Below are 21,002 nucleotides of genomic sequence, written 5' to 3' on the forward strand. Positions count from 1 at the left end.
GGAGTCACTGCAGGGTCGGTTCGGACCCCGATCCGCGCACCAACTCCATCTCGGTCACCGCAATCAAGACCTCGGCGCGGGTCTTGAGGTCGGCCGCCTCCAGCATCGCCTGTTTTTCTCGCGAGCCGAACGGGCTCATCATGCAGAGGGCGTTGACGAGGGCTTCGTTCGGCGCCTCGTCGATCCCGGCCCAATCGACCTTGAGGTCGTTGACCTCGACGAAGTCCCGAAGCGCCTTCAGCACGCCCTCGCGGTCCACTGCCTCTTCGCCGGCCCTCGGTTCGAAATCGCTGAGGAAATCGTCGTAGGAGACCTGGCAGCGGCGGTAGCGGGTGGTGGTGGCGAGCTCGCTCTCCACACGAAACCGGCTGATCCCGGTGAGCGAGATCAGGTAGCGCCCGTCGCCGGTCTCGGCGAACTGGGTGATCCGGCCGAGGCAGCCGACGCGGAACAACTTCGGCGTCATCGGCGACGATCCGCTCTCCACGTCGGGCTGGATCATGCCGATGACCCGATCTGTCCTCAGCGCGTCGTCCACCATGGCGAGGTAGCGCGGTTCGAAGATGTTCAGCGGCATCTGTCCGCGAGGCAGCAGCAAAGCGCCGGGCAGAGGAAAGACGGGGATGACGCCGGGGCAATCGCCCGGTCCTTTATAGCCCGAATGGGTGCTCATCGCCTGTCTCCGCCCTGGCGTTTCTGCGTCACGCGAAGACCAGCGTCGAAAGTCGTCGCCGGCCGCGGATCGAGGCCTTGTCCATCAAGCCCCAGGCCTCGAAGAAGGTCAGCAGCTGCTTGCGCGCCGCGCCATCGTTCCAGGTCTTGTCGCGGCGCTCGATCTCGATCAGTTCGTCCACAGCCTCGTCGCGCTTGCCGAGCCCGTTGAGCCCGAGGGCGAAGTCGAACCGGGCCTGGAAATCGGCCGGGTCGGCGGCGATGCGCTTCTGGAAGACGCCGAGATCGCCGAGGGACGCCGCCTGTTCGGCGAGCTCCACCGCCGCGCGGATGCCGGCGAGGGCCGGGTCACCGGTTTTCTCCGGCGGCGCCATGTCGAGGATCTGACGGGCGTTGGCGATCTCGCCGGCATCGAGCTGGATCTTCGCGAGCGCCGCGAGGGCCACCAGATTTCCCGGCTCCTCACCCAAAACTGCGGCATAGAGCTCGGACGCACCGGCGAAATCGCCTTCGCCGAGCGCGACCTCCGCCTCGGCCATCATCGCCTCCACCGGCGTCGGGCCGGCGGGGCCGGCGAGGCGACCGATGAATTCCTTGATCTCACTCTCCGGCAGCGCGCCGACGAAACCGTCGACGGGACGCCCCTTGTCGATAGCGATGACGGCGGGGATCGATTGCAGCCCGAGCTGCTGGCTGATCTGGCTCCAGATCGCCGGATTCTCGTCGATGTTCACCTTGGCCAGGATGACCCCGCCCTTGGCGGCGGTCACCGCCTTCTCGAGCAGCGGCGTCAGCTGCTTGCACGGGCCGCACCACGTGGCCCAGAAATCCACCAGCACCGGCTGCGTCATCGATGCGGTGATCACCTCTTCGCGGAAGGTCGCGGAGGTGACATCCTTGATGAGGTTCTGGGGGCCGCCGGCGGGGGTCGCCCCGGCGGTGGAAACGTCGTTCAGCATGCCATCCTCAACTCTAGCGGCCCGATCGTCGGCACGAGGCCGGTCTCGCCGATCACATATCACCGAGCCCTAGATGGGCGCGATGTCGCAGCGAGACCAGAGCGCCTTCGCGTCTATCCCGCTTCTCCATGCAAGACCCGGACGGCTCGTCCGGCTCAGGGCTTGGGTGCGGTCGGCGGAGCCTTCGCATCGGTGACGAACCGCGCCTCGTACCGACCCTTGGCGGCATTCGCCTCGCAGGTGATCGCGGTCTTTCCCTCGGATGGCGTGCTGAAGCTGCAGGAGCCGACGGCGACGAGCGGCCCACGGACCACCCCTTCGCTGGTCGTCTCGCTCGGCACGACGAGGTTGATCGGCTGAAGCGCGTCGGTCTCCTCGGTGCGCTCCTGTTGGGCGCCGCTGCCGCTGAAGCTCAGGCCGCGCCCATCCCATGCCGAGAAATCGAAGCTCGCCCGGTTGCGGGACACGGTGTTCATCATCGTGTCCTTGCAGTTCTGGGTGATGTCCAACCCGGCGATGATCAGCTTTTCGCAGGAGCCTTCGAGCTTGATCGCCGTCTGGGCCGATGCTGGACCGGCTACCGCCGACATCGCAAGCGCCAGACAGAGACCGGGTAGGCTCGAGCGGGTCGCGGGCCGAAGAAAGGAGGATCGTGTCGTCATCACGCAGATGTATGTCCCCCATTCGATCTGTCGAGGGCCGATCGCGTCGAACCGCGTCATCTCAGGCTCCGAAGCGCGAGGCGCGATCATTGGGCGCGTCGAGATCGAGTTCGGGGCCTTTCGGCACGATGCCGGTCGGGTTGATGGTCGGATGGCTCTCGTAATAGTGGCGCTTGATGTGGACGAGATCGACGGTCCCGGCGACGCCCGGCAGGGCGTAGAGGTCGCGCAGGTAGTGCGACAGGTTCGGGTAGTCTGCGATCCGGCGCAGGTTGCACTTGAAGTGGCCCACATAGACCGGGTCGAACCGCACCAGGGTCGTGAACAGACGGATATCGGCCTCGGTGAGCGCCGAGCCGCACAGGTAGCGCGCCCGGCCCAGGCGCTCGTCGAGGGAATCGAGTTCCGCGAAGAGGGCGTCGAAGGCTTCCTCGTAGGCCTCCTGCTTCGTCGCGAAGCCGGCCTTGTACACGCCGTTATTCACAGCGTCGTAGACGCGTGCGTTGATCGCATCGATCTCGCCGCGCAGCGCTTCCGGATAGAGATCGGGTCCAGTCCCGCCGAAGGCGTCGTTCAGCATCCGGATGATCTCGGAGGATTCGTTGGACACGATGGTACGGCGCTGCTTGTCCCATAGGATCGGCACCGTGACCCGACCGGTGAAGTCGGGCACAGCCGCGAGGTAGACCTCATAGAGGCGGCTCGCGCCGTTCACCGTATCGGGCGTCGCCCCCGGCGTGTCTCCGAAGACCCAGCCGTCCGGCCCCATCAGCGGATCGACCACCGAAACGGAGATGGCGTCTTCGAGACCTTTCAGTGCGCGGACGATCAGCGTGCGATGGGCCCAAGGGCAGGCGAGCGAGACGTAGAGGTGATAGCGCCCAGCCTCCCCCGGAAAGCCGCCGTCGCCGGACGGGCCCGGCTTGCCGTCGGTTGTGACCCAGTTGCGGAACTTCGCGTCGGTTCGCTTGAAGCGGCCGCCGGTCTCCTTGGTGTCGTACCACTTGTCCTGCCAGACGCCGTCGACCAGAAGTCCCATGCCCGATCCCTCTCCCGTGCTTGGCTCGATTCAGATGGGCCACGCATCTTCGCCGAGTAGGGCCGGACGGCTGGATTGCGCGCCGTTCCGCTCCATCTGGCGGGAATGAGCGAATCCCCCAGCGGCCCTACATCCGATCCCCTTATCCTCACGCTGGAGATGGACAAGGCGGCCTTCGCGCATTTCGACGGGTTGAGGCGGCGGCATTTCCCGGAAAAGCTCAACCATATCCCGGCCCATGCCACCCTGTTCCATCATCTGCCGGGACCCGAGGAGAAGAGCATTTCGAGGACGCTCGCCGAACTGACGGCCGCCGAGCCGTCGGTCGTCGTCGAGGTGACCGGTCTGCGCTTCCTCGGGCGCGGCGTCGCCTTCACGCTTGCCTCCGACGTCCTCGCCTCGGTCAGGGACGGCATCGCCCGGCGCTACGGCGATGCATTGACCGCGCAGGATCGACAGGGCTGGAGGCCCCACGTCACCATCCAGAACAAGGTTTCGCCGGAGGCAGCGCGCGCGCTGCATCGGGCGCTGGAACGGGATTTCGAGCCGTTCCGTTTCACCGCGACGGGGCTTCTGCTCTGGCGTTACCTTGGCGGACCATGGCAACAGCAGGGACGCTTCGCCTTCGGGCGGGCAAGTTCGCCTTCGGGCGTGGAAATCGATCGAAGGACGAACGGATGATGAAGACCGCACCATGAAGGCTCCGCTTCCGACCTATCTCAACCATCCGCTCTTCGACCGGGCCACCGCCCTGTGGCTGCGTCTTCGCCTCAACGAGGTGGGTCCCCTGGTGGCCCTGCTCGGCGTGAGTTGTCTCGGCTACGGCTTCTTCTATCTCGCCGACGAGGTGGGGGAGGGATCCACGGCCGCCCTCGACCGCAAGATCCTCCTGGCCCTGCGCAACCCGGCCGACCTGTCCGACCCGATCGGACCGCGATGGCTGGAGGAGACCATGCGCGACATCACCGGCCTGGGAAGCGTCTTCACCATCACCTTCGTCACGCTGAGCGCGGTGGCCTATCTCGCCACCACCCGGCGGCACCGCATCGCCGTCTTCGTTCTGGGCGCCATCGGCGGGGGGCTCCTCGTCTCCACCGTGCTCAAGATGTTCTATCACCGGCCCCGGCCGGATCTCGTCCCCCACGGCATGGACGTGTTCACCGCGAGCTTCCCCAGCGGCCACGCGATGATGTCGGCGATCGCCTACCTCACCCTGGCGTCGCTTCTCGCCCGCGTCGATCCGAACCGGTCCGTGAAGGTGCTGGTCCTCATCGTCGGCGTCGGGATGACGCTCCTGGTCGGCGCCAGCCGGATCTATCTCGGCGTTCACTGGCCGAGCGATGTGCTCGCCGGCTGGTGCATCGGCGCGGCATGGGCCTCGCTCTGCTGGTTCGTCGCGCTCATCCTCCAGCGGAAGGGAGAGGTCGAGGCCCCCGATCCGCCTCCGGGATGACAGCATTCCGTGCTTTGACGCGTCGAACGACGGCGTGGCGCATTGCGGCCCATCGATCCCCTGACCTATGGTCCCGCGCATGAACCTCTCCACCCCCGACCTCGCGCTCGACCTGCCGTACCGGCCCTGCGTCGGGATCATGCTGATCGCCCCGAAAGGCGGCGTCTTCGTCGGCCGTCGTCGCAAGGAGGCGGGGCCGGAACATGTCGACGGCGACCTCGCCTGGCAGATGCCGCAGGGAGGGATCGACGAGGGGGAGGCCCCACTGGCGGCTGCGCTGCGTGAGCTTCACGAGGAGACCAACGTCTCGCCCGGTTCCGTCACGCTTCTGGGCGAATCGTCGGGCTGGCTCGCCTACGACCTGCCGCCGGCCGTGCTGAAACAGGCCTGGAAGGGCCGTTATCGCGGACAGACGCAGAAGTGGTTCGCCTTCGGTCTCGTTGGGCCGGAGACCGAGATCGACGTGATTTCACCTGGCGGCGGTCTCCACAAATCGGAATTCGATGCCTGGCGCTGGGAGCCCATGGCCGGGCTGCCCGATCTCATCGTGCCGTTCAAACGCCCGGTCTACGAGGCCGTGATCGCGGAATTCGCGGGCCACGCCGGTTGGAGCGAACAGGCACAGAGGGCCGCTCCGTCGCAATGACGCGATTGTGGTGGATCCCGGTTTCCCTGGTTCTGGCGTGGTTCGTCTATACGCTGACGCCGTTCTGGATGCTCTACGACCTCGCCCGGGCCGTGCAGGCGCGGGACGTCGGCTATGTCGAGCGGCACGTCAATTTCCGCACCCTGCGCCAATCCATGATCCGGCAGGTTTCGGCAGCGGCCGCTCAGCCGCGCGGCGAGGCCAGTGCCGAGGTCCCACTCTCCTCGGACAAGCAGCGACTGATCGAGGCCGCTGCGGCCCTCGCCGAACCCTTGACCGAATCCCTGGTCACGGCACAGTCGGTCATCGACCTTCTCGATGACGGCATTCCGCAATCCCTCGATCTCGGCCCCCTCGGTGGGGATGGGGCGTGGTCGAAGGCCGAGCACGCAAGCAGCGCCGCCGGGTTGAAGATCGAGACGATCTTCCGGCTGGTCCCGTACTACTTCGCCTCCGACATGCGGGGGTTTCGTGCCCTGGTCATCGCCGTACCCCCCGAAGCGCCACGGGCGCAGCGATTCCGCCTGCGCCTTCGCTTGCGTGGATGGTCGTGGCGGCTGGTCGAGATCGAACTACCGAGCGAACTGCGGAACCGCATCGCCAGCAAGGTCGCCCGCGCCCGGAACCGGCCCGACCAGGATGCCGCGCCAGCTTCTTCTCCCTAGGGCATCGCTTTCTCCCTGGGGCATCCTTCGATCTTTGATCGGGGCCGGACGGTCCGTCTCTTCTCAATGCACCGTGTCGGGAAGCCGGCGGTTGGTGAAGCGGGCATTGCCGAGGCCGGTGCCGATGGTGAGGACGCCCCACCGTGCGACGTCGGTCATGTCCGACATGGCCGACAGGCCCTGCACCACGGCGTCGTTATGCATGAGCACCATGGTGTCATGATCGCCGATGGTGGGGATCGCCTCGACGAGCCGCTCGGTAAGGTTGAAGCGGCTGCTCTCCCAATTTCCGGGAAGGTTCTGACCGCCGCGTTCGATGGTCCCGTCGGCGGCGATGACGCCGGGGCACCCTACGCCGATGAACGGCGCGAGCTTCAGGCGCGACCGCTCCGCCCGTGAGATCAGGTCGTTCAGCATCGCGATCAGCCGGTCCACCGCCTCGTCACGGCTGGGAGCCGGATCCTCGTCGCGGTGACGCCAGAGCTCCGAGCGCCAGATTTCGGCGCGTGACAGGTCGGAGGCCTTCTTCAGGTTCGTGGAGACGACTCCGGCCCTGATGTTGCTCCCGCCGATATCCACGGCCAGGAGGCTGTCGTAGCCCGAGAAGATCCAGGATGGCGCGAGGTGCACGGCTCCGATCAGCCCCGCCTCGTCGGGATGATGGCGGATCGGTTCGAGCTTCAGGTTGAGGCCGCCGGCCCGGAGGATCACGCTCGCCCGGTCGATTGCCAGACGTCCCGCGAGACTGTCGCTGAAACCTCCACCCACGACGATGCTCTGCGTGTCGCGCCACCCCTTCTGGCGGAGGAAGCGCCGCACCACGGTGGCGAGCTCCTGCGCGAATTCCTCGACCGCGCCGAAGACCACTCCGGCGGCGAGCGGAGGGCCGTCGATCAGCAGATCGTCGAGACGCCGCTTGCTGAAATCTCGGCTCGCTTTCGCCCCCAGCGGATCGGGGCCGAGCTTGCGCAGCTTTTCCCGCCAATCCTCGATGAGATCCCGGAACGCCGCCTTCGACACGCGATCGCCGACGAAACCCTCTCCGTTCTTCAGTTCGATATTGTAATCGTCGAGGACGACCGAGGGCAGATCGTTCGACGCGTGAGAGATGCTCGATCCGCGCGTTGCCGTATCGGTGCCCATGCTCGATCGATCCTTTTCACCAAAGACGAAGGAAACGTGCGGGGGCTCGAGATCGCCCTCGTGGAGACCCGGCCACCGCTGGTCCGCCGCATCGAAGCGGAATGACCAGCGATGCAAGCATTCTTGTCGCAGGTCCGTTCCCTCGCGGGCCCTGGCACAGAGGTTCTACCTGCGGGAACGGCCCTTACGAGGGAAGGCGGTCATTTGGGCTTGGTGTGCGCGGCCTCACCGGCCGGCGCCTTCGGCTGGCGGGCCTCCATCAGGTCCTCCGCCTTCTCCTCGTCTGTATCGCCGCTCTGCTCGATCGCCTTCTCGGGATTGGCGGCCAGCGCCTTGATGATCGTGACGAGACGATCGCATTCGCTCTCGTACTTGTACGTTTCCAGGATGATCGCGGCGTCGCGCAGGGTGCGCAGGTCGCGTACGGCCTGTTTGTTGGCCGTCTCCCGGAGTTCGGTCTTGCCCGCGATGGCCTCTTCCAGCTTCGCTCCCTTCACGTCGCACGCGGCCTTCGCGTTCCCCGTCGTGTAGGCGCTGAGCGTCGTGCCCAAGAGGACGAGGGCGGTGGCGAGAAGGGTGCGCATGGGGAATGGGGCTCCGGATGGTCGGGCGCGGGGGCGCTCAGGCGTAATGGGGGAAACGGCGCAGCAGGCCGTTGGCGAGGGCAATGAGTTGGCTCGGCCGATAGGGTTTCGGCACGAAGATTGATTCCGCTACCGCATCCGCCTGCGACAGGCTTCCGCGACCACCCGAGGTGTAGATGACCGGAAGGTTCGGGCGCAGGCGCCGCGCATGACGGGCCAGGGTGAGGCCGTTTGTGTTGCGGGCCAAATCGATATCGGTGAAGAGCAGGTCGATGCGTTCACGCGCCAGGATGTCCTCGGCCTCTTCGGCATCGGCGGCACTCAGAACGCGATAGCCTTCGTCGATAAGGGCCTCGACGGCCAGTTCGCACACCATGGCTTCATCCTCCACCACGAGGACGGTTTCGGCTCCGCGCACGGAGGCGAAGTTCGGCACCGCAAAGGCAGCGTAAGCGACAGGGATCATGACGCAACTCCAACTCACCCGGCTTGGAATGACCATTCCGACGCCGGATCGTCACACCAACGGGGCTCACGGCTTCGATGTTCGATCCCGTTCATTCGAATTGCGCGGACTTGGTAAGCAATGCCTTAACCCTACCGGACCGGTACCGGTCGTCCCGGGACGGAACGGGGCACCGGGCAGGCGCGCGCTGCCATGAGCCGGTCTCGGAAATGAGCCGGTCCCTGTCATGAGCCGTTCCTGGCATCTCGGCTTCGGCCTCATCCTCACGGCCCTGGCCGGCTACGTGGACGCGCTCGGGTTCATCCGGCTCGGCGGCTTCTACACGTCGTTCATGAGCGGCAACACGACCCAGTTCGCCGTGGCGCTGGGGCGCGACACGCCGTTTCTGGCGATCCTGCCGGGTCTCCTGATCGCCGCCTTCGTCCTCGGCGCCCTGTGCGGCGGCGGTCTCTCGGCGTTGACCCCGGCGCGGTGGAGCACGCCGGTCCTCCTCGGCTTCGAGACCGTCCTCGTGTCCGGCGCCTATCTGACGGCGGTGGAGGATCCCGGTCCCGGCCACGCCTCGCTGCTTCTCGCCCTCGCCATGGGCGCGCAGAATGCGGTTCTCGCCCATGTCCAGGGGTTCCGGGCCGGCACCACCTTCGTCACCGGGGCGCTGTTCAGCACCGGGCAGAAACTCGCCACCGCCCTGGCGGGGCGCGGCCCGCGCTTCGGCTGGGTCGGTGACGGGCTCGTCTGGCTCTCGCTGCTCTGCGGTTCGCTGGCCGGAACGGTCGCCTACGGCCGCTTCGCGTTGTATGCCCTCGCCATTCCCGCCGGTATCGCCGGTTGTCTCGCCCTGGTCGCGACGGTCATGACCGTCGTGAGATCGGCGCCGGACGCCGCATCCGCGACCTGAGAGGTTTTCACCGATGAGCGTGAGCGCTCCGACACTCTTCGATCATGTCGTCCCGCTGGAGGCCGGCGCCCATGTCACGGGAGCGGTCTGGCTGAAGGATGTGCTGGCGCTGGCGCTGGGTGACGGGGCCGTGCTGCTGGTCGGCCCAGAGACGACCCGGCGCGTCGAGGCCCATCCCGAGGCCGGCATTCTCGTGGCGTCCGGCGATGGCCGCCGGATCGTGACGGGCGGTGACGATGGCCGCATCGTGGCCACGGCGGCGGACGGTGACATGACGCAAGTCGCCGTCGCCAAGGGTGGCGCCTGGATCGACGCCCTGGCGCTACATCCCGACGGGGCGATCGCCTACGCGGCCGGTCGCAACGTCGTCGCCCGCGATGCCAAGGGCCGCGAGAAGATCTTCGCGGCGCCGTCCACCGCACGCGGCCTCGCCTTCGCGCCCAAAGGCTACCGCCTCGCCGTGGCGCATTACAACGGCGCGACGCTCTGGTACCCGAACCTCGAAACCACACCCGATTTCGTGGAATGGAAGGGCTCCCATATCGACGTGACCTGGTCGCCCGACGGCCGTTTCGTCGTGACCACGATGCAGGAGAACTCGCTCCACGGCTGGCGTCTCCAGCCCGATCGCGGCCACATGCGGATGTCGGGTTATCCCGGCAAGGTCCGCTCGGTGAGCTGGTCCGGGGACGGCAACTGGCTCGCCACCAGCGGAGCGGAGGCGGCCATCATCTGGCCGTTCGACTCAAAGGAGGGCCCCACCGGCAAGGCGCCGCGCGAATGCGGGATCCGCCCGGCCCGGGTGACGCGGGTCGCGTTCCACCCCAAGGCCCTCGTCCTGGCCATCGGCTACGAGGATGGCTGCGTCATGCTCGTGCGCTTCGCCGATGCCTCCGAACTCCTGGTCCGGCCCGCCACCAAGGGCGGGGCGATCTCGGCTTTGGCCTGGGACGGGCGCGGCGGCCGGCTCGCTTTCGGCTGCGCGGACGGCATGGCCGGCATCCTGACGCTGCCGGGTTGAGGCGATGGCACTTCTCGGCTTCGGCCGTCGGCGTGACCCGCCCGACGATACCGCCCGGCGCAACGTCGAATCGTGGGTCCGCGCCCTCGTCGAGCCGGAGAGCGTGGTGAAGGTGAACGAGATCCTATGCCCGGACCCCTCCTGTCCCGGCCTGGAGACGATCATCCTCGTCATGCGGCCGGGGCGGAAGACCCAGGCCGCGAAGGTGGAGAAGCCCCTGGCCGAGGTGACGCGCGCCGAGGTCGAGACCGCCCTGGCGGGTGTGCTCTGATCGTCCGGGAACCGCCGCGCGGCTCGGCCTTTTGTCTGAACGACGTCATGAGGGATGAATCGTGCTTCGTGTGATCCGGACCCTCGGCCTCGCCCTCGGCCTCCTCGGCGGCATCGTCGCCGCGCAGGGGCCGGAATTCGCCCAGCAATACGCGCAGCGGCTCGGTGGTACCCTCGACGAGTTACGGCGCTCCCTCGCCGCGCTCGACGCCGACGCGGCGGCGAGCGGGACCGACCGGCAGGGCGCCGTCGACCGCCTGCGCGGCAACGGCGACACCCTGGTGGCCCGCCGCGGCGAAGCCGCCCGCGCGGATATCGAGCGCCTCGCGCATCTCGATGCGCAGAAGCGGGCCCTGACGGAGGCAAGCGGGCCCCTGGGACGCTTCGCGGCGCTGCTGCGCGACCCCGACATGTCCCTGGCCCGCGCCACCTACCAGGATTACGTGCCCGCCGTTCCGGCGAGCGCCGACGGGATCATCGCCGGCCTCCTCGGATTCCTGGCGACCTGGGCGGGCTGGCGCGTGCTCACGGATGTCGGACGGCGGCTCAGTCCGGCGCGGCGACAACCCAGGACCGCCTGAATACACGCGGCGGAGGATGCGCGTGTGTTGCATGGCATCTACAGCGAATGTCCGCGCCGTGGACTACGACTCGACCGGTAGCGCACGGATGGACTCGTGGCGCCGTTGAACGGCTGCAATCGCACCATGCCTCCCCGCGCGACCACGTCACGACCCCCGATCGACCCGGCCCTCGACGCCGCGGCCCTGCTGCGGCGGGTCGGCTTCTTCGGCCTGTTCGTGCTGCTTCCGGTGGCCGCGCAGGTGGCCCGCCGCGCCACCGTGATCCTGGCACCCATCGCCATCGCACTCATCGTCATCGCCAGCGCCATCGACGGGAAACAGCGGCCGCTCCGGCTGACGGCGACGCGGATGCTGACATCCCCGACGTTCCTCGCCGGTGGGCTGGTCATCCTGTGGTCGGCCCTGTCCCTCGTCTGGACGCCGTTCCTCGGACCGGCGACGGAGCGCCTGCTCAATGTCATCGCCACCATCCTGATGACCCTGGCCGCCTATCTCGCGCTGCCGGACCGGATGCGCTCGGCCAACCTCTATCTGCTGCCCCTGGGCGTCATCGCCGCATCCATCGTCTCCATCCTGTTCGGCCTGTTCGGGGATACGCTCCTGCGCAACATGCCCGAAGATCAGAGCTCGGTGGATCGCGGCCTCACGCTCCTCGCTCTGCTGGTCTGGCCCTCCGTGGCGTGGCTGCGCTCACGCGGGCGCGACCTCGAAGCCCTCGGCACGGCCATCCTCGTGGCGGTCGCCCTCTCGTTCTCCTCCAATGTCACGCAGATCCTGGCCCTCGCCGTCGGCGCGGTGGCGTTTCTGCTCACCACCTACCGTCCGCTCGTCGGCGTGCGGGCCGTGGCCCTGATCTGCGGTGGCCTGCTGGTGAGCGCGCCTTTCCTGCCGTTCATCGCCCGGCCCATCGGGATCGTTGCCTTCGGTCCGACGGCCCCCGGCGTCCTAACCATTAAGGCGTGGCAGAAGGTCGTGACCACCGAGCCGGTCCGCCTCGTGACCGGGCACGGGTTCGAGACCGCCTCGCGCGGCCGGTTCGTGAACCTGCTTCCGAGCAATGCCCCGACGACGATGCTGTTCGAGTTGTGGTACGAACTCGGGATCGTGGGCGCCTTCGCCGCCGCCTTCGCCCTCCACGCGGCGATCCGGCATAGCGGGCGCTCGGCCACCGCCACCACGCCCGGCGCCATCGCACCGGGTGCGATGGCCATCTTCGCCAGCGCCTTCACCATCGCCTGTATCGGCGTCGGCCTGACGGCGATCTGGTGGATCACGACGCTGACGATCACGGTGCTGGTCTTTATCGCCGTGGAGCGCGGGCAGTTCCGCACGCGTCGTCCCAAGGCCAGCCTGCTCAGGCCGCGCGCCGCGAGCCCGCGCCCCGCCAACGACGATTGACCGGAGCGGGCGGCCGCAGCATTCGAGCCTCAGTCTTCCGCCGCCGCCTCGATGGCGGCCATGTCGTCGTCGGACAGGCCCATATGGTGCCCGATCTCGTGGACGAGGACATGGGTGACGAGGTGACCGAGGGTCTCCTCGTGCTCGGCCCAGTAATCGAGCAGCGGCCTGCGGTAGAGCCAGACCCGGTTGTGCATCTGCCCGGTCACCGTCTCGCCGCTCTGGGCTAGGCCAATTCCCCGGAACAGGCCGAGCAGGTCGAATTCGCTCTCGCACTGCATCTCGCTCAGGGTCTCGTCGTCGGGGAAATCCTCGACATGGACCGTCACGCCCTCGCAAAGGGCGAGGAACGTCGCGGGCAGGCGGGCGAGGGCGTCCCGCGCCAGGATCTCCACATCGTCGAGGGAGGGCGACCTGACCTCTGACCAGTCCTGAACGGCTTCGCTCATCGGATCGCCGGGAGGACCCGCTCGTTCAGGAAGGCGGCGAGATCGTTGGTGATGTGGTCGATATGCGGCTCCTTCACCGCCTCCTGCTCGAACGCCTCGCGGAACGGATCGATGGTGCGGGGAACGACGAGGACCGTCGCCATCCCGAGATCGTGCGGCACGACGAGGTTGCGGGCGATGTCCTCGAACAAAGCCGACCGGTGCGGATCGACCCCGTGCCGGTCGAGGAACCGCTCATAGGTGGAGCGCTCGGGCTTCGGGATGAAATCGGCTGCGGCGATGTCGAACACGTCCTCGAAATGGTCGAGGATGCCGAGCTTCGCCGCCACGTTCTCGGCATGGCGCCGGGAGCCGTTGGTGAGGATCAGCTTGCGGCCCGGCAATTGCTCGATGGCGTCGCCCAAGGCCGCGTCGAGGCGGATCGTCGAATGGTCGATGTCGTGGGCGAAATCGAGGAAATGGTAGGGGTCGACCTTCTCCTCCACCATCAGGGCTTTCAGCGTGGTGCCGTAGCGATGGTAGAAATGCTTCTGCAGCGCCCGCGCAGAGATCCCGTCGAGCCCATAGAGCTGCATGACGTAGAGCGTGATCCGCTCGTCGACCTGCGGCCAGACTCGCGCGTCGCTCGGATAGAGCGTGTTGTCGAGATCGAACACCCAGGTGTCGATGGTCGAGAAGCCGCGGGAGCCCGCGCTGGAGAGATGGCTTTCACCGGGAAGGAACAAGGGGGCTGAACGGGGTTCGAGACGGGGGACGGTGGTGACCGAGGACGATCGTCCCTGGTTACGATGAAATTGTGCCTTGCGAAAGGAAGCGCTGCCATTCGGCCACGTGCGGCAGCGGGATGGCCGAGTTGCATGTCGCGCCTGAACTGGCTGAATAACGAATGCGGAGCGAAGGAAACGGTAGGAATGTTGCAACGTTGATTTGCGTAACATGCCTCTGAAAGCCTCCGTCATGCATGGTCGATCACGGTCACGGGCAGGATGGGTAGCTTCGGATTGCTTCCCGGGATGGCGCGACGTGCAAGATCAGGCACAGGACCGAGGCGATGAAGAAGGCGTGGACGCTGTCGGACCGGATTCCACATCATGGATCGACCGTGACCCCGAGTTTCATCTCGACGCCGTGTGCCGTATTGCGGCCACTCTGTTTCGTGTTCCGATCGTCCTCGTTCCCCTCGCCGATACCGACTTTCTTCCCCTGAAGGCCGGACCGGGGACCGGGGAGGCCGAGCAGGATCGAGACGATGCGGTCACTTCACACCACATCGCCGGCAAGGCCGACAGGCCGGTCGTGATCCGCGATCTCCTCGCCGATCCTCGTTTTGCCGATCATCCCCTAGCGAAGGGGGAGTTCCGGGCCCGATTCTATGCCGGCATGCCTCTGGCGCATCGTCCCGGGCACCGGGCCGGTACGCTCTGCCTGATCGATACCGTGCCGCGTCCGGATCTCACCGAGGAGCAGCTGCTCCAGTTGCGGGACCTCGCCCTCATCGTCACCGGGCATCTGCGTCTCCATGACGCCAATGTGGAGCGCGAGGCCGAGCTGTGCGAGCGCCAGCGCGTGACATCCATCCTCACGCGCCGTGAAGCGCTTCTCCGGGCCGCCTTGGACTCCCAGCGCTTGGCCGAGGAGATCGCAGGGTTCGGACATTGGCGTATCCACATCCCCGAAGGGCGGGTCGAATGGTCCGAGGGAATGGCGCGGATCCACCGTCGCGAGCCCGTCGACCCTGCCTGGATTCCCCTCGACGAGCATCTGGCCTTCTACCATCCGGAGGACAGGGAGCGTGTGCGCTGGCATCTCGACGAAGCCGTGGCGGGGGTGGGCGCCTTCGCCCGCGACGATTACGAGCACCGGTCGCGCATCATCCGCCCGGGCGGGGAATGCAGGGTCGTCACCGAACGGGGAATCGTCGAGCGCGACCCGACCGGAGCCATCCGTGCCATTTCCGGAATCTGCCTCGACGTCACCGAACTGGCCCGTTCCGACCAGCATTTGCGCGAAACGACGAACCTTCTGCGCATCACCCTGGAAAGCATCGACGAGGGCCTCGTCATGGTCGATATGGATGACCGGGTCCGGGTTCATAACGAGCGGCTGAACCTGCTGCTCGACCTGCCGCCGGGAATGCTGCACGACGGCGCGCCGTTCGACGATGTCCGCCACTTCATCGCCGAGCGGGACGGGACGCTTCCCGCAGTTCTGGACAGGGGCGTCCGCGAGGCGAGACGCGAACGCGGCGAAGCGGGCGCCACCGGCGAGCACCAGCAGCGGGACGAGACCCTCCTCGAACTCTGCGGTGTGCCGCTGGCCGACGGCAGCACCGTCTACACATTCGCCGACGTCACCGCCCGCCAGATGGCCGAACGCTCATTGCGCGAGAGCGAGGCGTCCTACCGCCTGCTCGCCGATTTCCTGCCTCAGATGGTCTGGATCACGAACGATCGGGACGACACCACCTACTGCAACCGCCATTGCGACCGTTATTACGGACGGCCCCTCGTTTCGCTGCTGGAGCGGGTCGAATCCTACCACCCCGACGATCGCGATCGCGTCTATGGCGACGTGTGCGACCGTCACAAAGCGTGGCAGGACTACGATTTCGAGATCCGCATCCGCCGCGCCGACGGCGTCTATCGCTGGCACAAGGTCAGCAAGCGTCCGATCCGCCTCCTCGACGGCGCGCCCGGATGGCTCGCCACGGCCCTCGATATCGACGACATCATCACCGCCAGGATCGCGCTGGAGCGGACGGGCGACCTGCTGCGTCTGGCGCAGGACGCGGCGGAGGCAGGGGTCTGGGAGTGGGACTTGGTCACGGGTCGGGTCTGGCAATCCCAGGAAAGCGCGCGGATGCAGGGATTGCCGCTCGACGAGGCCGATCCGGCCGCCGGCCTTTCGATGACCATGGAGGAGTGGGAGCGGAACGTACCGGACGAGGACGTGATCCGGGTTCGGAACGAGGCCCGCCGGGCCATCGCCACGCGCACAAATCACAGGGTGGAGTTCCGCGCCCTCCACCCGTCGACCGGTGAATGCCGCTGGTTCCAGGGGTTCGGCCGCGCCGTCCTCGATCCGCGGACGGGCGAGGTCTGCCGCTTCGTCGGCATGAATCTCGATATTACGGCCCGCAAGGAGACCGAGGAGGCGTTCCGGGCCAGTGATGCCCGCCTGCGCGTGAGCGAGGAACGGCTCGCTCTCGCCCTCGACAGCGGCAGGGACGGGTTGTGGGACGCCGATCTCCAGACCGGCGCGGTCTGGTTCTCCGACCGCTCCCAGAGCATGCTCGGCTACGAGCCCGGTGAATTCGGCAAGTCTTTCAGCTACGTCCAGTCCCTGATCCACCCGGACGACATGGCGGCTTGCCACGTCGCCGCGACCGCTCATTTCGAAGGCCGCCTACCGGCTTTCGAAATCGAGGTCCGGGTTCGCAACAAGGTCGGCGGCCATAGCTGGCTCCTCGCCCGCGGCAAGGTCGTCACCCGCGCCGCCGACGGTGCCCCGATCCGTTTCGTGGGAACCTATATCGACATCACGGCGCGCAAGGAGGCCGACCAGCGGATCGCCCATCTCGCCCGCCACGACGCCTTGACGGGCCTGCCCAACAGATCGGTGTTCCACGATCGTCTGAAACAGGTGCTCGCGACGGTTGGGAAAGGCGGCTGCGCGACGGCGGTACTCTGTCTCGACCTCGACCGGTTCAAGGCCATCAACGACACGCTCGGGCATTTGGCGGGCGATACGCTCCTGAAGGTCGTCGCCGAGCGCCTGACCGACGTGGTGAAGCCCGGCGACATGGTCTCCCGCCTCGGAGGCGACGAATTCGGCATCATTCTGGTCGATCTGGACCGGAGTGACCAACCCACCGAGATCGCCCGCAGGGTGATCGATTCCATTGCCCAGCCGATCAAGCTGGACGGTCAACTCGCCAATATCGGGATCAGCATCGGCATCGCCCACGCGCCAGCCGACGGGCTCGAGGCCGACCCTCTCCTGCGGCATGCCGATCTCGCGCTCTATCGCGCCAAGGCCGGCGGTCGGAACACGTTCCGCGTCTATGAAGCCGGCATGGACGCGGCGATTGAGGAGCGGCTTCAGCTCGAGGTCGATCTTCGCCAGGCCGTGCTGCGCGGCGACCTCATTCTGCATTACCAGCCCGTGGTCGATCTCGAGACGGACACGGTGAGCGGCGTCGAAGCGCTGATGCGCTGGCCGCATCCCACCCGTGGGATGATCCCGCCCGCCACCTTCATTGAGATCGCCGAAGAGACGGGTCTGATCATCGATCTTGGAAACTGGGCCCTGCGCGAGGCCTGCCGGGAAGCCGCCTCATGGGCCCATTCCGCCCGGATCGCGGTCAACGTCTCGGCGATGCAGTTTCGCGAGCCGGGCCTCGAACAATGCGTGATCATGGCCCTCTCGGCCTCGGGCCTTGCGGCGGACAGGCTAGAACTGGAAATCACCGAAAGCGTCCTGATCCAGGATACCGAGGCGGTGATCGGCTGCCTGCACCGCCTGCGCTACCTCGGCGTCCGGATCGCCCTCGATGATTTCGGGACGGGCTATTCGTCCCTCAGCTATCTGCGGCAATTCCCCTTCGACAAGATCAAGATCGACCGTTCCTTCATCCGCGAGATCGCCGATGCGGACACGGCCGCAATCGTGCGCGCCATCGTCGGGCTCGGCGAACGTCGCGGGACCACGATCACGGCGGAAGGCGTGGAGACCCGTGCCCAGCTCGATCTGGTGCGGGCGGAGGGATGCGGCGAGGTCCAGGGCTACTTCTTCAGCAAGCCCGTTCCGGCGCGGGACCTGCCGGGCGTCATCGCGAGGCTGTCCTGCGCCGAGAGGGCCGCCTGACGCCGAGGGATCAGGCGCCGAGACTGGCGAGATAACCCGGCGCGAGCCGAAGGCCGAGGGGCAGGGTGGTGACCGGCGGCGGGGTTCGGATACATTCCTCGAGAAAGATCATCGTGTCCCCGATGACGGCTTCCGAGAACGGCTTGGCGATCACCGCCACCGCACCGGCGAAGTCGTCGTGAAAGCGGCTGGCATTCGCGGTGAGGAAGACCAGGGTCATCGTGGGCTCGTCGGCCAGATTCCTGGCCACGTCGAGACCGGACGAGCCGCCCTTGAGTTGCAGGTCGATGAGGACGATGTCGGGCCGCGTCCGGCGGGCCACCGCGATGGCGTCGCTCGCGGATACCGCCGTGCCCACGACCTCGTGTCCGGCTTCTTCCAGCAGCATTTCGAGCTGCATCACGATCAGGGCTTCGTCTTCGACGACGACGATCCGCAGAGGTTCACTCACGGTGCGTTCCTGTTGCCGGTCCCGTCGCGGGGGAGGCGGATCTCGATCCGCGTCCCGGGCTCGGCCTGATGCCAAGCGATAGCGGCATTCAGCTGGCGCACAAGGCTCTCGATCAGGCGTTTCCCGAAAGTCCGGTCTCGAGCCACGTCCGGCGGCATGCCGATCCCGTCATCGGCGATCGTGATGCGGATCATGTCGCCCTCGGGCTTCACCGAAAGCGACAGCTGGCCTGTGGCATCGCGTGGGAACGCGTGTTTCAGTGCGTTGGTGAGCAGCTCGTTCATGACGAGGGCGACCGGCGGCGCCTGTTCGACGGCGACCTCGACGGGAACGAGGTCGAAATCGAGCTCGATCCCCTGCCGCCCGGAGCCACGCACCAGATCGACGGCGAGTTCGCGCGCGAAGGCGGCGACGTCGAAACGCTGGACGTCGTTGGACTGGTAGAGCCGCTTGTGCACCGTGCCGAGGGCTTCGACGCGGGCCAGCATGGATTTGAGCGACGCCTTCGCATCGGGGTCGGTGATAGTCCGCGTCTGCAGGGTGAGCAGCGAGGCGATCATCTGGAGGTTGTTCTTCACCCGGTGGTCCACCTCGTGGACCAGCATCGTCTTGGCGGCCAGCGCTTCGGTCAGCTCTTTCGTGCGCTTCTGTACCTCGCGCTCGAAATGCAGTCTTTCGTTGCGCGTCTGCATGAGCGTGTCGATCCGGTCCGAGACGTCGAGCTGCGAGGCGAAGAAATACACCGTCTCGCCGTCGTCGTTGATCACCGGGCTGACATACAGCGCGTTCCAGAACTGGGTGCCGTCCTTGCGATAATTGAGGATGTCGACGGCGATGTCGCGTTTGGCCGTGACCGCGTCACGGATCTTGCGCACGGTGCCGGGATCCGTCTGCTCGCCCTGCAGGAAGCGGCAATTCTGGCCCATGATCTCGGGCCGGCTGTAGCCGGTCATCTTGAGAAACGCATCGTTGACGAAGACGATGGGATTGTCATCCTGCCGGGGGTCGGTGATCAGCATCGCCATGCGCGTCGCGCGGATGGCCGCCGCGAAAGGATCGCCCCTGCCGTGCTCGGCCCCCAATCGGTCGGTGAGGTGCCAGGCGTCGTCCGGTTCCATTTTGCCTTCCTGTGCTGACCGGCGCGTCTCGCGGCCAGAGCAAATGTCGTCAGTCACGACAAGGTTGCCTTCAGTATCACGAGGATCCGCATCGATCCGTCATGACGCGCGAAAGTTTGGCGACAAAGCCGTTATGAGCTGAGATCAACGACATAGAGTACGTCTTTCAATCGACAAGCTTCGTCTTTTGGTTCTGTTTCCCCTCTTTTGATGCATTTCTTACGGAGCGTGTGCCTGAACACGGCGGGATAACCGTTGCTGTTCCATCACGTGCTCAACGTTTCGGCACGACCGGGGGAGCGATGATTGCCCGCCGAACCCCGGAACGGTAGAATGGTCAAGCTCGTTATGGTCGAGCTTGACTGCTCCGTTGCCGGTCGAACGCCAGGATCATCCCGTCATGTCGACATCTCGCCGGTTCGGATGGGTCAAGGGCGCGGCCGCGCTCGCGGTGGCCGCGCAATTGGCCGCCTGCGGATCGATCCCGCGCGTGGCCTACACCGCCGATCAAGCCGCCGCCGCGGTTCCTTCCGGCATGGATCTCAGCGTGCGCGCCTATGCCGACGCGTCGGAGAGCACCTTCACCGAAATGGTGGCGCGGCCGGAGCGCTCGAAGCGCGCCTTCGCCTACCTCGCCCTGTCGGGCGGCGGCGGTGACGGAGCCTACGGCGCCGGTATCCTCAACGGCTGGTCGGAATCCGGCAAGCGGCCCGAATTCGCCCTCGTCTCCGGTGTCAGCACCGGCGCGCTGATCGCGCCCTTCGCCTTCCTCGGGCCGGCCTACGATTCCACCCTCACCGACATCTATACGAGCGGCGTCGCCTCGACCCTGGTCCAATCGCCGAGCGTGGCCAACATCGTGTTCGGATCGGGCCTGTTCGGGGATGGCCGCCTGCGCGATCTCGTGCGTCGCTACGTGACGCCCGACCTGCTCGCCGCCATCGCGGAGCAGCACGCCAAGGGCCGCCGCCTCCTCGTGGTGACGACGAACCTCGATTCCCAGCGCGCCGTCATCTGGAACATGGGCGCCATCGCGGCCAATGGCGGTCCCAATGCCGTCTCGCTGTTCACGGATGTGCTCACGGCCTCCGCCAGCATCCCGGCCGTGTTCCCGCCCCAGCTCCTCGACGTGCAGGCCGAGGGCAGGGCCTTCCAGGAGATGCATGTGGACGGGTCGGTGGTGACGCCGGTCTTCACCCTCCCGCAATCGTTCCTACTGCGGGACAACCGCCTGCGGACGGCGGGCAAGACCGACATCTACGTCATCATCAACGGACGCCTCGAGCCGGAATTCGACGTGGCGCAGAACAACACGCTGTCCATCGTCGAGCGCTCCTTCACCACCGCGAGCCGGGCGCGCAGCCGCGCCACCCTGGCGGCCACCTACGCCTTCACCCGCGGCAGCGGCATGGGCTTCAACCTCACCTATATCGACGAGGCTGCGCCGAACACGACCACGGCGCGGGGCTTCGACACCGGCTACATGCGCCAGCTCTACGAGAGAGGGCGCGAGACCGGACGGACCGGAAGCTTCTGGCAGAAGAACGTCCCCACCGCTCCCCTCGTCAAGGCGATCGCCGCCGGCGCCGCGCGGAACTGACCGGCCGGCACCATCCCCCGGTGGGGTGGTGCCCTGCGCCGCCCGCTCTCGCGCTCGT

Annotated in this window: 22 protein-coding genes; 11 read left to right on the plus strand and 11 right to left on the minus strand. The window is 66.8% G+C overall.

Annotated elements, in window-relative coordinates:
• Positions 1 to 4: 4 nt before the first annotated feature.
• The 4 genes from IPV08_RS01210 to IPV08_RS01225 all read right to left on the minus strand — a co-directional run bounded on the left by IPV08_RS01210 (position 5) and on the right by IPV08_RS01225 (position 3,332).
• Positions 5 to 673, minus strand: a complete 669-nt coding sequence (locus IPV08_RS01210) for an LON peptidase substrate-binding domain-containing protein (RefSeq protein WP_056431988.1) — start codon at positions 671 to 673, stop codon at positions 5 to 7.
• A gap of 28 nt (positions 674 to 701) precedes the next feature.
• Positions 702 to 1,631: a co-chaperone YbbN gene (locus IPV08_RS01215; RefSeq protein WP_056431989.1), complete on the minus strand. Its 930-nt coding sequence runs from the start codon at positions 1,629 to 1,631 to the stop codon at positions 702 to 704.
• Positions 1,632 to 1,786: 155 nt separating this feature from the next.
• Positions 1,787 to 2,221 (minus strand): hypothetical protein, encoded by a 435-nt coding sequence (locus tag IPV08_RS01220; RefSeq protein WP_246747708.1) that lies wholly within the window; start codon positions 2,219 to 2,221, stop codon positions 1,787 to 1,789.
• A 133-nt stretch (positions 2,222 to 2,354) separates the two neighbouring features.
• The gene (locus IPV08_RS01225) at positions 2,355 to 3,332 is read right to left on the minus strand and encodes a glutathione S-transferase family protein (protein ID WP_207410225.1); all 978 of its coding nucleotides are present in this window, start codon (positions 3,330 to 3,332) and stop codon (positions 2,355 to 2,357) included.
• A gap of 105 nt (positions 3,333 to 3,437) precedes the next feature.
• Between IPV08_RS01225 and IPV08_RS01230 the strand changes: the two genes are divergently transcribed.
• The 4 genes from IPV08_RS01230 to IPV08_RS01245 all read left to right on the plus strand — a co-directional run bounded on the left by IPV08_RS01230 (position 3,438) and on the right by IPV08_RS01245 (position 6,096).
• Positions 3,438 to 4,013 carry a 2'-5' RNA ligase family protein gene (locus tag IPV08_RS01230; protein ID WP_207410227.1) on the plus strand — a complete coding sequence of 192 codons (576 nt, stop codon included), beginning with the start codon at positions 3,438 to 3,440 and terminating at the stop codon, positions 4,011 to 4,013.
• 13 nt (positions 4,014 to 4,026) lie between these two features.
• Positions 4,027 to 4,785 (plus strand): phosphatase PAP2 family protein, encoded by a 759-nt coding sequence (locus IPV08_RS01235; protein ID WP_056432001.1) that lies wholly within the window; start codon positions 4,027 to 4,029, stop codon positions 4,783 to 4,785.
• A 79-nt stretch (positions 4,786 to 4,864) separates the two neighbouring features.
• The gene (locus IPV08_RS01240; RefSeq protein WP_246747709.1) at positions 4,865 to 5,431 is read left to right on the plus strand and encodes an RNA pyrophosphohydrolase; all 567 of its coding nucleotides are present in this window, start codon (positions 4,865 to 4,867) and stop codon (positions 5,429 to 5,431) included.
• Complete coding sequence (locus IPV08_RS01245) at positions 5,428 to 6,096, plus strand: DUF2939 domain-containing protein (RefSeq protein WP_207410231.1); 669 nt, start codon at positions 5,428 to 5,430, stop codon at positions 6,094 to 6,096. The genes IPV08_RS01240 and IPV08_RS01245 overlap by 4 nt, the downstream gene beginning before the upstream one ends.
• Positions 6,097 to 6,159: 63 nt before the next feature.
• On the opposite strand, the gene IPV08_RS01250 is transcribed toward IPV08_RS01245, so the two are convergent.
• From IPV08_RS01250 to IPV08_RS01260, 3 genes are all read right to left on the minus strand, one after another.
• Positions 6,160 to 7,239, minus strand: a complete 1,080-nt coding sequence (locus IPV08_RS01250) for an ROK family protein (protein ID WP_056432441.1) — start codon at positions 7,237 to 7,239, stop codon at positions 6,160 to 6,162.
• 200 nt (positions 7,240 to 7,439) lie between these two features.
• Positions 7,440 to 7,823, minus strand: a complete 384-nt coding sequence (locus IPV08_RS01255; RefSeq protein WP_207410233.1) for a photosystem reaction center subunit H — start codon at positions 7,821 to 7,823, stop codon at positions 7,440 to 7,442.
• A gap of 37 nt (positions 7,824 to 7,860) precedes the next feature.
• The gene (locus IPV08_RS01260) at positions 7,861 to 8,289 is read right to left on the minus strand and encodes a response regulator (RefSeq protein ID WP_056432015.1); all 429 of its coding nucleotides are present in this window, start codon (positions 8,287 to 8,289) and stop codon (positions 7,861 to 7,863) included.
• Positions 8,290 to 8,515: 226 nt separating this feature from the next.
• On the opposite strand from IPV08_RS01260, the gene IPV08_RS01265 reads away from it, so the two are divergent.
• The 5 genes from IPV08_RS01265 (at position 8,516) to IPV08_RS01285 (ending at position 12,460) form a co-directional block, all read left to right on the plus strand.
• Complete coding sequence (locus IPV08_RS01265; RefSeq protein WP_056432017.1) at positions 8,516 to 9,187, plus strand: YoaK family protein; 672 nt, start codon at positions 8,516 to 8,518, stop codon at positions 9,185 to 9,187.
• Between the two features lie 13 nt (positions 9,188 to 9,200).
• A complete protein-coding gene (locus IPV08_RS01270; protein WP_207410235.1) occupies positions 9,201 to 10,208 on the plus strand; it encodes a WD40 repeat domain-containing protein in 1,008 nt (335 codons plus the stop codon).
• A 4-nt stretch (positions 10,209 to 10,212) separates the two neighbouring features.
• Complete coding sequence (locus IPV08_RS01275) at positions 10,213 to 10,479, plus strand: hypothetical protein (protein WP_056432022.1); 267 nt, start codon at positions 10,213 to 10,215, stop codon at positions 10,477 to 10,479.
• Positions 10,480 to 10,540: 61 nt separating this feature from the next.
• Positions 10,541 to 11,059 (plus strand): DUF2937 family protein, encoded by a 519-nt coding sequence (locus IPV08_RS01280; RefSeq protein WP_056432025.1) that lies wholly within the window; start codon positions 10,541 to 10,543, stop codon positions 11,057 to 11,059.
• Positions 11,060 to 11,185: 126 nt separating this feature from the next.
• A complete protein-coding gene (locus tag IPV08_RS01285; RefSeq protein ID WP_207410423.1) occupies positions 11,186 to 12,460 on the plus strand; it encodes a peptide ABC transporter permease in 1,275 nt (424 codons plus the stop codon).
• Between the two features lie 29 nt (positions 12,461 to 12,489).
• Here IPV08_RS01285 and IPV08_RS01290 read toward each other — a convergent pair whose 3' ends face one another.
• The gene (locus IPV08_RS01290; RefSeq protein WP_207410243.1) at positions 12,490 to 12,909 is read right to left on the minus strand and encodes a metallopeptidase family protein; all 420 of its coding nucleotides are present in this window, start codon (positions 12,907 to 12,909) and stop codon (positions 12,490 to 12,492) included.
• The gene (locus tag IPV08_RS01295) at positions 12,906 to 13,634 is read right to left on the minus strand and encodes a pyrimidine 5'-nucleotidase (protein WP_207410245.1); all 729 of its coding nucleotides are present in this window, start codon (positions 13,632 to 13,634) and stop codon (positions 12,906 to 12,908) included. The genes IPV08_RS01290 and IPV08_RS01295 overlap by 4 nt, the downstream gene beginning before the upstream one ends.
• Before the next feature lie 337 nt (positions 13,635 to 13,971).
• Here IPV08_RS01295 and IPV08_RS01300 point away from each other — a divergent pair, with 337 nt between their 5' ends.
• Positions 13,972 to 17,775, plus strand: coding sequence for an EAL domain-containing protein (locus IPV08_RS01300; RefSeq protein ID WP_207410247.1), 3,804 nt, complete (start codon positions 13,972 to 13,974; stop codon positions 17,773 to 17,775).
• A 10-nt stretch (positions 17,776 to 17,785) separates the two neighbouring features.
• Here the strand turns inward: IPV08_RS01300 and IPV08_RS01305 are convergent, their stop codons facing one another.
• Together IPV08_RS01305 and IPV08_RS01310 are read right to left on the minus strand one after the other, a co-directional pair.
• Positions 17,786 to 18,226 (minus strand): response regulator, encoded by a 441-nt coding sequence (locus IPV08_RS01305; protein ID WP_056432039.1) that lies wholly within the window; start codon positions 18,224 to 18,226, stop codon positions 17,786 to 17,788.
• On the minus strand, positions 18,223 to 19,344 hold the full coding sequence (locus IPV08_RS01310) for a histidine kinase dimerization/phosphoacceptor domain -containing protein (protein ID WP_207410248.1): 1,122 nt from the start codon (positions 19,342 to 19,344) through the stop codon (positions 18,223 to 18,225). Before IPV08_RS01310 ends, IPV08_RS01305 begins: the two co-directional genes overlap by 4 nt.
• A 400-nt stretch (positions 19,345 to 19,744) precedes the next feature.
• Between IPV08_RS01310 and IPV08_RS01315 the strand changes: the two genes are divergently transcribed.
• Positions 19,745 to 20,944 carry a patatin-like phospholipase family protein gene (locus tag IPV08_RS01315; RefSeq protein WP_200919193.1) on the plus strand — a complete coding sequence of 400 codons (1,200 nt, stop codon included), beginning with the start codon at positions 19,745 to 19,747 and terminating at the stop codon, positions 20,942 to 20,944.
• The last annotated feature ends 58 nt before the right edge of the window (positions 20,945 to 21,002 follow it).

The organism is Methylobacterium sp. SD274 (assembly GCF_017355285.1).
GTDB lineage: Bacteria > Pseudomonadota > Alphaproteobacteria > Rhizobiales > Beijerinckiaceae > Methylobacterium.

Bases quoted from the DNA above. Each gene is read 5' to 3' on its own strand.
- IPV08_RS01210 (WP_056431988.1), bottom strand. From the start codon at position 673: ATGAGCACCCATTCGGGCTATAAAGGACCGGGCGATTGCCCCGGCGTC.
- IPV08_RS01215 (WP_056431989.1), bottom strand. From the start codon at position 1,631: ATGCTGAACGACGTTTCCACCGCCGGGGCGACCCCCGCCGGCGGCCCC.
- IPV08_RS01220 (WP_246747708.1), bottom strand. From the start codon at position 2,221: ATGTCGGCGGTAGCCGGTCCAGCATCGGCCCAGACGGCGATCAAGCTC.
- IPV08_RS01225 (WP_207410225.1), bottom strand. From the start codon at position 3,332: ATGGGACTTCTGGTCGACGGCGTCTGGCAGGACAAGTGGTACGACACC.
- IPV08_RS01230 (WP_207410227.1), top strand. From the start codon at position 3,438: ATGAGCGAATCCCCCAGCGGCCCTACATCCGATCCCCTTATCCTCACG.
- IPV08_RS01235 (WP_056432001.1), top strand. From the start codon at position 4,027: ATGAAGGCTCCGCTTCCGACCTATCTCAACCATCCGCTCTTCGACCGG.
- IPV08_RS01240 (WP_246747709.1), top strand. From the start codon at position 4,865: ATGAACCTCTCCACCCCCGACCTCGCGCTCGACCTGCCGTACCGGCCC.
- IPV08_RS01245 (WP_207410231.1), top strand. From the start codon at position 5,428: ATGACGCGATTGTGGTGGATCCCGGTTTCCCTGGTTCTGGCGTGGTTC.
- IPV08_RS01250 (WP_056432441.1), bottom strand. From the start codon at position 7,239: ATGGGCACCGATACGGCAACGCGCGGATCGAGCATCTCTCACGCGTCG.
- IPV08_RS01255 (WP_207410233.1), bottom strand. From the start codon at position 7,823: ATGCGCACCCTTCTCGCCACCGCCCTCGTCCTCTTGGGCACGACGCTC.
- IPV08_RS01260 (WP_056432015.1), bottom strand. From the start codon at position 8,289: ATGATCCCTGTCGCTTACGCTGCCTTTGCGGTGCCGAACTTCGCCTCC.
- IPV08_RS01265 (WP_056432017.1), top strand. From the start codon at position 8,516: ATGAGCCGTTCCTGGCATCTCGGCTTCGGCCTCATCCTCACGGCCCTG.
- IPV08_RS01270 (WP_207410235.1), top strand. From the start codon at position 9,201: ATGAGCGTGAGCGCTCCGACACTCTTCGATCATGTCGTCCCGCTGGAG.
- IPV08_RS01275 (WP_056432022.1), top strand. From the start codon at position 10,213: ATGGCACTTCTCGGCTTCGGCCGTCGGCGTGACCCGCCCGACGATACC.
- IPV08_RS01285 (WP_207410423.1), top strand. From the start codon at position 11,186: ATGCCTCCCCGCGCGACCACGTCACGACCCCCGATCGACCCGGCCCTC.
- IPV08_RS01290 (WP_207410243.1), bottom strand. From the start codon at position 12,909: ATGAGCGAAGCCGTTCAGGACTGGTCAGAGGTCAGGTCGCCCTCCCTC.
- IPV08_RS01310 (WP_207410248.1), bottom strand. From the start codon at position 19,344: ATGGAACCGGACGACGCCTGGCACCTCACCGACCGATTGGGGGCCGAG.
- IPV08_RS01315 (WP_200919193.1), top strand. From the start codon at position 19,745: ATGTCGACATCTCGCCGGTTCGGATGGGTCAAGGGCGCGGCCGCGCTC.